We start from the raw sequence: 13,764 nt of genomic DNA on the forward strand, positions 1-13,764 counted from the left end.
CTACAGCGTCGTCTTCACCTCACTAGTCTCCTGATCCCGCAACGTATCGCCCGCGGACTGAAAGAACCAATCGAGTCCTTCGCGGCCGAAGATTTGATCCACGGCCGAGGCGTCGTTGGTCACGGTCGTCGAGTTCAGCGCTGTCGTACCGTTCAGTCCGCCGGGGTTGGCGGCGGGATTCGAAAGGCGAGCGACACGCAACTGGTACTGCTGCAGCGGCGTGCCGGGCAGATCGGTCCGGCTCCACTCGGCGATGATCGCACGCAGCACGGTTAGGTCAACCGCGCGAGTGCTCTCGTTGTAGTAGCTAAGCTGGCCACCAATGAGGATGTCATCGCCGCTGCCATCGGTCCCCGTGGGCGCGGTCGCTTCCAGGTTGTCAGTCCCGGTGCCACCCACCAAGAGATCGCGACCACCTCCACCGAGCAGCGTGTCGACACCGGCGCCGCCCAGCAATACATCGTTCCCCAGTCCACCAAAGATGTTATCGTTGCCAGCATTGCCGACAAGGATGTTGTCATTTGCATCTCCGGTCAACACGTCGTTAGCGCTGCTCCCATACACAACCTGAATGTTCTTCACGCCACCCGTCGTCGCCGTTACAGTGCCTGCTCGAGTGGCAGCGCCGGTTTCCAGATTCACCGTTACAGCAGCAGTCAGATTGCCATAATTGAGAATATTCTGGCCACCACCTCCATCGATTCGGCCAGTCACACTGCCAGCGGTGCTGCCGAAAACGAATTCGTCGGTGACAGCTCCACCGGTCAGATTTTCGATTGCAGCAAAGGCGAGATTATTCAGCTTGCCAGTATCAGCGCCACTGAGCGTCCACACGTTGCTAACGTCGCCGCCGACGAGTTGATCGGCGCCCGTTCCGCCGTTGACCGTTCCGGTCCAGGTTGTCACTGCAGCGCCAACGCGGAAATTGTCAGCCAGCGCGCCGCCGGTCAGGTTTTCGAATTGCGAGAAAGCGATGCCGTTTACGGTGCCGGCCTGGTTTGCCGTCAGTTCCCACGCGTTGGTGACGTCCCCGCCGACCAGCGAATCACTCGTTGCCTTAGACCCAACATAGTTCTGGATATTGGCAATGCCGCCCGTCAGTGACGCCGTGGCAGTCTTCAAGTTAACTGTCACCGCCGCCGTGAGCGCGTTGTAGTTGACCGTGTTCGCACCGCCGCCGCCGTCTACTCTGCCGCTCAGCGCACCGGAGCCGCTGAAGACGAACGTGTCGTTGCCCGCGTTACCCGTCAACGATTCGAAGGCTGCAAAGTTAAGAACGCCATTCCAGTTGCCACCACCGGAAGTAGTGAGGTTCCAACTTGAGTCGGCTGCGGGACCAACCAGCACGTCGGTCCCCGAATTTCCGTTGATCGTTCCAGTCCACGAGGTCAAACCGTTGCTGATATTGAACGTATCGTTGCCGGTGCCGCCCGTTAAATTCTCGAAGCCGGTGAAGCTCGACGTTCCCACGCTACCCGCCTGGCCCGAGGACAAGTTCCAAGTGTTGACCGCGTTCAAGCCTGTGAATGTGTCGGCGGCCGCTGCGCCCCCAGTGAACGACTCCAGGTTAGCAATTCCGGCAGTTCCAGTAGCAGTCGCTCCACCCAAGTTCACCGCGACCGCCGTCGTGTAGGCCGAGTAATTGAGCTGGTCGATCCCGCCACCGCCATCGATCTTGCCACTCACCGACTTGGCAGCAGCAAAAGCAAACGTGTCGCTGTCCGTTCCGCCCGTCAGATTCTCCATCGACTCGAAGCTAAACGCGCCGTTGACTGTCCCCTTGTTCGCGTCGGTGATCTGCCAGTTGTTCGCGCTGTTGGTCCCCGTCAGGAAGTCGGCGCTGCCTGTGCCGATCACCTTATTGATATTTGCAATCCCGCCACTGGTCGGCGTTGCCGCGCCCGTGCCGGTTGCATTGCCAGTGGCTAGGTTGACGGTTATTGCCGAGAATCGCCCCGCATAATTGAGAGTATTCACGCCACCGCTGCCGCCATCGAGCCGCCCCGTCGATGCGCCGCTCGAACCCAGCACAAAGCTGTCGGCTCCCGCGCCACCGGTGAGATTCTCGATTGCAGTAAACGTCAGCGTGTTGAGCTTCCCGGCGTCGGTTCCGCTGTATGTCCAGGTATTCGCACCATCATTGCCGATGAGTTGATCTACTCCCGCTCCGCCCGTGATCGAACCGGTCCAGGTTGTGACAGCTGGCCCGACACGGAAGCTATCGACCGCAGCGCCGCCTGTCAGATTCTCGAACTGCGAGAAGGTGGTGCTGCCATTCACTGTGCCGGCCTGATTCCCAGTCAATTCCCAGTTATTGCCAATGTCATTGCCAATCAGCGTATCGCTGGTTGCCTTCGAGCCGACGATGTTCTGAATGTTTGCAACGCCACCCGTCAGCGAAGCCGTAGCAGCCTTCAGATTGATCGTTACAGCCGACGTGAGCGCAGCGTAATCGAGCGAGTTCGTACCGCCGCCACCGTCGAGTTTCCCGCTGAAGCTACCCGAGCCGCTGAACACGAATGTATCGGCTGCTAAATTTCCTGTGAGAGATTCGAACGCGGTAAAGGTCATCGCGTTGTTCCAATTACCGCCACCGGCTGCATTGATGTTCCAGGTTGAGTTGCTCGCCGGACCGTTCAAGGCATCAGTGCCTGAGTTGCCGGTGATCGCTCCGACCCAAGCCGTCACCGCGCTGCCGATGTTGAACGTATCGTTAGCGGTGCCGCCCGACAGATTTTCAAAGCCGCTGAAGCTGGCCGTTCCCACATTGCCAGCCTGATTCGCCGAGAGATTCCAGGTATTGGCCAGATTCAAGCCTGTGAAGCTATCGGCCACCGTACTGCCGGTGAACGACTCCAAGTTGGCGATGCCGCCCGTTCCGGTCGCCGTAGCGGCGCCCAGATTCACGGCAACGACAGTGGCGTAGGCCGCGTAGCTCAGTTCATCGGCGCCGCCTCCGCCATCGATCTTACCGGTCACTCCCTTGCCAGCCGACAATCGGAAAGTGTCGTCGAGCGAACCCCCGGTTAGAGCTTCTATTGTCTCGAAGCGATAGATCGAATTCAAAACGCCCTTGTTTGCGTCAGTGATCTCCCACACGTTCGATGTGTTGCTGCCGATTAGCACATCATTTCCGGCTCCACCAGCGAGCGTGGTTTGTTCAACGGCCGTCGGAAGAACGCTTACGGTGTTCCAGGCAAACGAGTTGCTGCCGATCGTGAAGGTATCGACTGCTGTTGTACCATTCGCCACGATCGAGTCGGAGCCCGAGCCACCATCAATGCGGATATTTTTCGTTGCGCCATTCAGCGTGATCGTATCGTTACCCGCCAGACCAGCCACGCGAATTTCATTTACCGAGGTTAGCGCGGTGGTGCTGGTCAGCACTACACCATTGCGTGTCACTTTCAGCGACGTCGTCATCGGCTCGATGATAAAGGTGTCGTTATTGGCCGTGCCGCCGATCCAGGCTATGGTTGAGCTAGTTTCGGCAGACGTAATCCTCATCGTGGCCGGTGCACTATTGACTCCATTTGCATCCCGAACTCGGAACGTGAACGACTCGTTCACATTGCCCACTGCGAACGGCAGGTCATACACCAGGTTGGTTGGAATGCCAGAGAATGTTCCCCCTGCGGTAACGGCCACGCCATTATTCAGCAGCGTGCCGCGAGCCGGAAGTGAGTCAATGATGTAGGTCAGGTTTTGGGTGGCAGTTTCTGGATCGCTGCCGGAAAGCTGCAGCCGCGAATCATCTTGGAAAAGCGTCGCAGTGCTGCCAATGGCGGTAGGCGCATCGTTGATGCCTGTCACATTGATCATGACGCGTCCCACATTTCCAACCGCACCCTTCGAGTCAGTCGGTTGATAGGTCAATACGACCGTTGCCGAATTGCCTGCATTCAAATAGTCGAAGGCTGGACTGGGGACGAAGGTGAAGTTGCCGGGTGAAGTCTGCGTGAGGGTGCCTCCCGCGGGAACCGAGAGGATCGCGAAGGTCATCGCGTCGCCATCTGGATCGACGGTGGTAACGCTGAACGACAGCGGCGTGTCTTCGTTGGTGGTAACCGTTTGATTGCTTGCCACCGGCGCGCTGTTGACCGAGATGACCGTAATTGAAACGGTCGCTAGTGCGCTGTCGGCCAAGCCATCGTTGGCTTTAAAAATGAAGCTATCCGGGCCGGAATAACTGCCAACCGGCGTATACGTCAGATTGGGCGCAGTGCCCGTCAACGTACCGTGGGAGGGCGGCGTCACGATGACATAGGTCGGTGGGCCGCCGTCGACGTCGCTGCTGCTGAGCGTGACACCGAGCGACGTCCCTTGGTTCAAGCTGACCGACTGGCCGCTGGCGACCGGCGCGTCGTTCACCGCGGTTACGGTGAGCGAAACAACGGCTGTCGCGCTGTCGAGCGAGCCATCGTTTACTTTGAATGAGAAGCTGTCCGGACCAAAATAGTTGGACGCTGGCGTGTACGTCAGATTTGGCGCCGTGCCGCTCAGCGTGCCATGCTGCGGTTGCGTCAGCAACACATAGGTCAGCGGACTCGCTTCGACATCGCTGCCGGTGAGCGCGATCGCCGTGGCCTGATCCTCATTGGTGGTCTTGCTCTGGGCGTTCGCGACCGGAGCATCGTTGACTGCGTTCACTTGGAACGTCACCGTGGCCGGCGCGCTATCGGCAGTGCCATCGTTGGCCTTGAAAGTGAAGCTGTCCGGCCCAAAGTAGTTGGCGTGCGGCGTGTACGTCAGATTCGGCGCCGTGCCACTTAGCGTACCGTGAGCCGGCGGCGTGACGATGGTATAGGTCGGCGAGCCACCGTCTACGTCGTTGCTGCTGAGAGTGACCGTTCGCTCCTGATCTTCATTGGTCGCGAGAGATTGGCCGTTCGCGATCGGCGCATCGTTCACGGCAGCGACCGCGATCGACACCGTGCCGACCGCGCTGCTGAGCGAGCCGTCGTTTACTTGGTAGGTAAAGCTGTCCGGGCCGAAGTAATCGGCGGCCGGCGTGTAGATCAGGTTCGGCGCGGTTCCCGTCAGCGTTCCATGCTGTGGCAGCGTCAGCAGGTTGTACGTCAGGGCACTTCCTTCGATGTCGCTCGCATTTAAGGTGAATGACTTCGCGGTGTCTTCGATCGCGCTCACGTTCTGATTCGGCGCCAGCGGCGCGTCGTTCACCGCGGTGACGGTGATTGCAACGGTGGCCGGCGCGCTGTCGGCTTGGCCGTCGTTGGCCTTGAAGGTGAAGCTATCCGGCCCGAAGTAATTCGCATCCGGCACGTACGTCAAATTCGGCGCCGTGCCAATCAGCGTGCCGTGAGCCGGCGGCGTAAAGATCGTGTACGTCGGCGCGGCTCCGTCGACATCGTTGCTGGTGAGCGTGATCGACTTGTTCTGATCTTCGGCAGTGCTGACCGACTGGCCATTGGCCGTCGGAGCATCGTTGATCGCGGCGATGGTGAGCGACACCACGGCTGTGTTGCTATTGTAACTACCATCGTTGACGCGATACGAGAAGCTGTCCGTACCGAAGTAGTTCGCCGCGGGCGTGTACGTCAGATTCGGCGCAGTGCCGCTCAGCGTTCCATGCGCCGGCGACGATATGATCGTGTACGTCAGCGAACTCCCTTCCGGATCGCTGGCCGAGAGCATGAAGGCCTGGTCGATGTCCTCGGTAACGCTGACCGACTGCGCATCCGCGTTCGGCGCGTCATTGATCGGATTGACCGTGACGTCGAACGTATCGCGCGACACAGCGCCATCTTCATCCTGAACGAGGATCGTGATCGTGGCGCTGCCCGACTGATTGGCGGCTGGCGTAATCACTAGCGTGCGGCTGGCGCCGGTTCCGCTGAAGACGATGTTGCCGCTGGAAATCAGCGCCGGATTGCTGCTCGTCGCCGAGACAGTCAGCTGCGCGACTAGCGATTCCGGATCGCCGATGGTGAAGGGGATGGCGGGCGTCGACGTGTCTTCGTCCAGCGTCACATCGCCGATATCGCTGATCGTCGGCGGCAGATTGGCGGACTGAATGACGATGTTAAACGTAGCCGAGGTGGACGTATCCACGCCGCCATTGGCAGTCTCGCCGTCGTCTTTCAGCACGGCATGCAATGTCACCGTTCCCGCGGCCAGCGGGTTCGGTTCGTACGATAGATTGCCCGTTCGCGGATCAAGGATCGGTTGGCCCAGGAAGAAGTCGCGGCCGTTCGCATCCTTGCCGTTGTTGTCGACCGTGATCAGGAAGTTCAGCGCCTGACCTGCTTCATCGCGAGGCCCAGCAGAAATGTTCGTCACAAACCCGGTGCGAACACGCGGCCCAGCATTCGCGATCACCGAGAAGGTGTTCGATGGCAAACTGAACGACGGCGCGTCATTTACCGCGGTGGTGACGTTCACCGTCGCGAGGATCACCTCGCCACCGAGACCAGCCGCGGAACTGCTGCGCGAAGCCTGCACATTGAAATGCCCGGCGTCTAGCGAGTTGCTGGTCGGACTAAATCGCAGTCCCGCCGTCCCTTCCGCGAGCGTGATGAACTGGCCGTTCGTGATCGGATGGCCGTTCTGGTTAAAGAGCAGACCACCGGTGATATTCGTCACCTGGTAATGCGTCGCCGAATCGTTCGCGGCGGGCGTGATCACCAGACCGCTGCTGCTCTGCGTGTCTTCAATCGTTTGGGCCGACGTCACGCTCGGCGTATCCGCCGTCGACGTGACGTTGAGCGAGAAGGGCAGAGTGGCGGCTGCACCATTCTCGTTATCAAAAACCTGGATCAAGCCGCTGACGCTGCCGCCAGCCGGTTCATTTTGGTAGACGTGTTCGAAGGCAAAGTTCAAGCGGTGATTGACGGTGTCCTTGGTAATTACGAGCGGTACCACGGTGCCATCGCCCAGGTCCACCGTGCCTCGCCACGTATCGCTGAAGCCTGGATCGACGAATGAACCGGCAAACGTCGCCAGGTCGACGTCCTCGCGCACGGTCGTGGGTTTCTGCGTCAACTGCAAGCTATAGGGCGAAACGTTATTCACCACCACGGTGTTACTGGTCGTACCCGTCGATCCGTCCTGATCGGTTGCGGCGACAGTAACCACATAAGTGCCGTTGTCATCCGGCGTGAACGTGAAATTCTCCGTTGTATTGTTGCTCACGGTATAAGGGCTGCCATTTTTCGTGACCGACCACAAATAAGTGAACGAAGTGTCGCCCGGATCCACCGGCGGATCGAAGAACTGAATCGGACTCCCTTCGACAAAGTTCGATCCTATCACGGTGATCGATGGCACCGGCGTCTTGTTCGAAACCGTCAACGTCGTGATAACGATGCTCGCCACACTGCCGGCATCGTTATCCACAACGCGCAGGCGAAGCGGGTAAGATGTCGCCGTCGGATTGTTGTTGCTCAATCCCAGGAACGCCCAACTCAACGTGGCTGAAGCCGTGGAGGCAATGTTCGTTTCACTCGGTTCGAACGTGCCATTGCCGTTGCGATCGAGATCCCAAGCGTACGTGAAGAGATCGGTCGAACCTACGACCGCCGTGGCCAGGCCATTGATCGTCAGGCTGTCTCCCTCGTAGATCGCATAGGGTCCGCCGGCCGATACCATCGCCGGACCAGCATTGGTCACGTTCACGGCTTGCACCACCGCGGGCGAAGTCACATCGTCGTCGCGCACCGTAACCGTGACGTTGAACACGCCATCGTCTGGATACAGATGCGTGAAGGTGAACGTCGTCTCCGACGTCACCAGCGTCTCCGCCGGCAGCGGACCGCTGCCGTCGAAATCGACACTGACGGTCCACGGCCGCGAGAGTTCCGTCGGGTCATTGATCGTGCCTGTCAAGCGCACGCTGCTCCCTTCGACGATGGCCGTCGTATCGAGCGAGAAGCTAACCGTTGGCGCGACGTTCGCGACGGCTACTTCCATGACGCGCAGCGTGGGTGTCAGGTTCAGCAGGTCATCGTCATTGATGAACACTCGGACCTGGTAACGGAATTGCGGCGCGATAACGCTGTCGGCTGGATAGTTGTGTGAGAGCGTAAACGTCTTATCAACTCCGAGCAGGAGTGGTTGCACGGGTGAACCATCGCCGTAGTCAACGCTTGCGGTCCAGAGATCGTCGCCGTCATCCACAAAGCTGCCAGCAGCCGTAAAGGTCTGTCCTTCGAGAATGCTAACAAGTCCCGGCATGATGATCGTCGGCTTGCCATTGTTCACGGTCAGCGTAATCGGCGCCGAATCGGTCGAGCCTCCTTCAGCGACGAAGGTGTCATTCACCACCTTGCCATCAATCACCCGCACCCGCACGTTGTGACTCGAGAGGCCATCATTAATCCCCAGGGCCTTCAACTCTTCCCAACTGAACGTGACGCTGGCCGATGGCGAGATTTTATCCTCGAAGTTCCCATCGCCGTTGATGTCCCACCAGTATTGGAGCGAATCGGCAGCTACATCGCTGGCCGTCGCTGTGAACGTGACGCTCTGCCCTTCGCTGATTGTTTTATTTGTTCCCGCGGTGACATTGATTGGCGCGCGATTCCCCACGATCACCGTCACGCGGTCGGTGTAGTGGGTGCCGCCATACAGGGCGCTCACAACGGCTTGGTAGATGCCGTCGTCGGGATAAGTAAAGGTGGCAGGCCAGCTGTCGGTGGAATAATGATCCGTATACCCATCACCATCGAAGTCCCACTGATAGTAGGAAAACGGCACCAGATCGCTCGGTATCGGGTCGCTAACGGCTGCCTCAAATGACGTTGACTCCCCTTCCGTCGCGTAGATCAAGTTCGCAGCGTTGTTGACTGCGGCATCCGCAATGCGCACGTTGCCAATATCGAATGAGGTGGCCCGTGGACCCGCCAGGAAGACATTCCAGCTGATGCCAGCGTCATTCGGCGTTAGATTTCTCGCGTTGCTTTCAAACGCAATGACGCTGCCATCCGCGCTTATTCGTGGATTCCACGAATTGCTACGATATTCCACTTCGCCATCACGAGGAAAGCTAACCAGCGAAGTGGTGCGAGCAGTCACGTCGCGCACGTACACGTCGTAATTGCTGGATCTGTCCACACCCGTTGGATCGAGATCCCACGCATAGGTGTAGAAAGTAACGATGTTGCCGTTGGCGCTTATCGATGGCAGATCAGACGAATAATTGTTCTTCGCGCCATCACCTTGCTTCTGAGTGACAAGAGTCGTGCTCCCAGTCGAAGTGAAGTTGCGCACATAAATATCGCTGGACGAATCAAGGTCGTAGTTTTGCGAATCCAGGTTTGTCGCGACCGTGCTGAACGCGATGATGTTGCCGTTGGCATTGATGGCTGGAGTGGTGGAATTGCCGTTGGCAGCCACCGGTGAGGCAGCCGTTCCCGTCGCGCTCACCAGCCTGGTGTCACCCGTGCCGGAGGTGTTGCGGGCATAGATGTAGCTCCTCCCGGCTACGTTGGCGGCGGTCACCAGGTTGGTGGCTTGGCTCACCCACGCGACGACGGTGCCGTCGTCACTCATCACCATCGCCGTGACGGCCTGATTTCCCTTCACCGTTCCAGCGCTATTCACGGACATCAATCGGGTGGCATTCGCGGTGATGTCTCGGACATAAACGTCGGTAAGCGCGTCGGTATCGAGCGTATGACTGGGGCGGTTGGTTGTGAAAGCGACTATGTTCCCATTGGCGCTGACCGTGACGTTGCCCAAGTCACTGCCGGCGATGTTGTCGCTGCCGTCGCTCTTGAGGCTGACCAGCGTTGTGGTCCGGTTTACGATGTTGCGGGCATAGATATCGATGGTCGAATCGGTGTCCTTGCCCGAAGCGTCAAGATTGGAGGCATTTGTGCGGAAGACGACCACTCGGCCGTCCGCACTGATTACGGGATCAAACGATGCCGCATTCCCCTTGGCTGCCTGATCGCTGGTGATGCTCACGAGCGTCGTGGTTCCCCCCGCCACATTGCGGACATAGACGTCCGTGGCAGTGTCCGTATCCAGTGCATGCAAGCTCGTGCCATCGTTGACAAACGCCACATAGTTGCCGTCCGCACTGATCACAGGGTCGGTGGAATTTCCATTGCTGCCGGTGCTGATCCACGTCAGCGTGTTCAACACGCGATCTCGTAGGTAAACATCGATCTTGTCATTGCCGTCCAATGAATCAAGCTGATCCCGCGTCGTGAATACAAAATAACGCCCGTCAGCGCTTAATTGCCGCTTTCGTTGCTCGGTCGAAAAATCCTCGCCCTGGTAGGGCAAGAGTGGTAAGACCGTGTTCAACGACATTTGGGTGAAGGGGATTGCCCGCGTCGTGTTGGTCGAAGAAGTAGAACTCAGGCCGGAAGGCGTCATATCCCGCACGATGGCCGCCTTGATTCCCGTGCCGACCGCGGGCGAGCGCAGATTTCCCGCTTCGCTCGTGAAGCCGATCACGAGCCCGCTGCCGCTCATCACCGGGTAATCCGAGTTATCGGAGCCACTCGCCGACTCGTTGTCCGTCACGCTCACGAGCGTCGTGGATTGATCGCTGATCCGCCGAACATAAATATCGAGCTTGGTGGTCGTATCGCGCGCGTCCCCATTGGTTGCGGAGCTGGAAAACGCCACGAGATTTCCATCCGCACTAATAGCTGGCCGCTGCTCAGCCCCCGTCAGTCGGGTCGAATCATCGTCGCGGATACTGACCAGTTGCGTCTTGCCCGTCGACGACTGCCACAGATAGACATCCGAGTCAGTGCTAGTGTCTTTCGCCGACAGGTTCGAGGCCGTGCTGGAGAATGCGATCGACGATCCGTCATTGCTCATCACGGGCTCGCTGGCCTGACTGCTCGCATCATCGGTCCCGGTTTCGTTGATGCTCACCAATCGCGTCGTGCCAGCAGACACATTGCGCACAAAGACATCGGTAGCGGTGTCAGTATCGAAACTGTGCAAGTTCGTTGCGGCCGATACGAAAGCGATGATGTTGCCATCCGCGCTCAGCACCGGATCATTGGACAACCCGTTTCCTTTCACGCCTCCGCTGCTAATGCTGACGAGCGTAGTCGTATTGGTTATCAGGTTGCGTACGTAGACGTCGCGAATCGAGTCCGTGTCGGCCGTGTCCAGATTGGTCGCCGTGCTCTCGAACGCGATCACTTTTCCGTTCTCGCTAATGACAGGATTTTGAGCTTCTCCGTTTGCGTCTCCGCCGTCATTGCGAACACTCACCAGTGAGGTCGTATTGTTGACCAGGTCGCGCACATAGACGTCGTAATCGGTACTCGTGTCGCGCAAATCAAGATTCGTTGACGTTGACTCAAACGCCACCGCCGTACCATCAGCGCTAATCACCGGGTTGGTGGAATAGCCGTTTGCGGCCACGTTGCTTGCGTTCACACTGACCAGGGTTGTGGTATTTGCAGAGATATTCTTGACATAGATGTGGTAGCCGCCATACGGAGCCCGCGATTCAAGGGAGGAGTAGCTGGAGAAGGCCACCAGGTTGCCGTCAGCACTGATCGACGGCACCCCCAAGCTGCCATCGGCAGAGACGCCGCCACCCTGCGGGACCGAGACCATTCTTAGCTGACTGGTCTGCCGGTCGTACCAATAGATGTCCTCGGCCGCATTCGTATCGACCGCCGAGAGCAGCTTGTCCTTGGAGACGAACACGGCATACCTGCCGTCGTTGGCATTCCCCGGGTTGCGGTTGAGCACGATCGAAGTGGCGCTCACCAGCGGATCACTAATTGGAGTTGCCGCGGCGGTGATGGTACCCACCGGAGTGATGGTGGAAGTGGTGGTCACCCAGGGATTGGATGTTGTCGACACTTCACGCACAAACTGGTCGAACGGCAGCTGAGGTGACAGATTCGCGAATTGATACTCGCCGTTAGCGTCAGTCCAGGTCCGCGGCTCACCTTCATCCCAAATTCCGTTGGCGTTGTAGTCGACGATGAGCATCCGGCCTTCAATGCCGGGCTCGGCACTGTTCCGCACCCGATTCCAATTCAGGTCATTATAGTTCACTCCGGTGACCGACTCCTGGCCGAAGTCGACATTGATGTAGCGCGAGGCGCTGCGGCCGGCGGAATCCGTCGCAGTCACTTGCAGATTGGCGGAGCCGATATAGCCATTGAGTGGATAGACAGTCAACGCATTATTGAGGATCGAGGTCGCAATTCCCTTGCTGTCCGAGAGCGGCGGAACGGCAGTCGAAACGGTCGGTTGACCACGCTTGTAATCGTTTGTGGTGCCTGTAGTGTCTCCCAACGTCGCCGTCCGGCCGAACGAGCTTTGATCGGCGACGCTCGTTCCCGAGATCGTATTGGCTTCGAACGTATAGTACGCGCGCAACGTTGAATCGGGGGTCACTCGCTTGTTGCGGTTGTCGCTTAGCTGCTGCAGTGTGCGGGCCGCGCTCCAAACCCGGAATTCATCGAGCTCACCGGCGAATGACGCAGTGTTGCTGTAGATGTAAGCGGCGGCGGTGCTGTTGTAGCTGTGATCCTGTCCCACGACGAAGTCGCCCAGGTTGAGAGTGCCTCCCGTCAACGCGCCGAGGTCCGAAGGTAGAGAAACTCCATCCAAAACGATCTGGTATTCGCCAGCGCTGCCAGTTTCCTTGCGCACCACCGCGATGTGGTGCCATTGTCCGTCCGCGATGACCTTGCCTGGGTAGAACTTGCGGATGCCGCCGCCGACATTCAGATTGATGGTGGGCGCATTGTCGGGCCAGGAGAGCGTGAAATAGTTGGCGCCAGTCGTGGTCGAGCCATCGAAGATGGTCTGGGCAGCGCTCGAGCTGGTGCGGAAGAATGTCTCGACCGTCAGATCGGTCCAATTCACCGCAGCGGTCGGAATCGTCAGCACCTGACTCGTGAACTTCAGCGACTGTCTCTGATCCTCCAGTAGCGGAGCTGTCTGGTCGCTGGTGACGGTGTACTGCTGGTTCAGATCGTAGGTATAAACAACTCCGTTATTCTCATACTTCGACTCATAGTCCGCTTCACCGGTCGACCGTTGCTCGGAGACATATTTCAGAGGCGATCCGATCGCCATGAAACCGTCGGCAAGCACAACTCCCTCGCCAAAATAATCCGGGTAAGCCGGATCGGGGTTCTCGATCGACTGCAGAATCGCTGGCGAACTGGCACTCAGGTCGTAAAGATAGGCGCGCCCCCCCTCGTTCGCGCCCATGTCGCTGCGCGGTGCGCCGATGAGCAGTTGATCTCCTGACACGGACAAACTCTCGCCAAAATAATCGCCAGCGGCCGGAGCGGGGTTCGCAATGGAGAACTTCGGCGTCGTGGGAGTTGTCGACAGCAGGTCATAAACGTGCACGCTACCAGCTGACGACAAACCGTTGACGGTAGCAGTCCGATCACCCACGACCAGATAGCGCTCCGACATGTCCAGGGCCTGACCGAAAGCGGACGTGCTGGTCCCGGCAATGGTTGTCAAGGGCGTCGCAAGCGGGGTGTTGGTGTCATAAAGGTAGACCGCTCCTCGCACGCTTCCGATCGTCACGTTCGGTGACGAGATTGCGATCCTCGAGCCTTCCATGGCGATGGCGATCGCAAAGTTAGTGCCGCTAGGAGTGGGGTTATTGAATGTGCGGATGGGGATCGACGGCGTCGTCGACTGGAGATCGTACAGATAGGCGAGGCCTGCGTTCGTGCCCAGCGTGTCGTCGTAGGGAGATCCCACGACAACATAACGCCCATTGGTGGCCACGCTAGTGGCGAATTGCTCGCCCTCGACGGGGCTCGGATTCGGGATGGTGAGTTG

The 13,764-nt window shown here is 58.7% G+C and carries 1 protein-coding gene (running past one end of the window); it reads right to left on the reverse strand.

Features of this window, described 5'->3' with window-relative positions; all coding sequences use genetic code 11:
* Positions 1 to 13,764: the end of a tandem-95 repeat protein gene (locus M9Q49_RS09415; protein ID WP_254511888.1), read on the reverse strand. Its footprint extends 20,958 nt past the window's final position; only the last 13,764 of its 34,722 coding nucleotides appear in the window; the start codon falls outside the window, past its right edge; it ends in the stop codon at positions 1 to 3.

The sequence above is a fragment of the Anatilimnocola floriformis genome (assembly GCF_024256385.1).
GTDB lineage: Bacteria > Planctomycetota > Planctomycetia > Pirellulales > Pirellulaceae > Anatilimnocola > Anatilimnocola floriformis.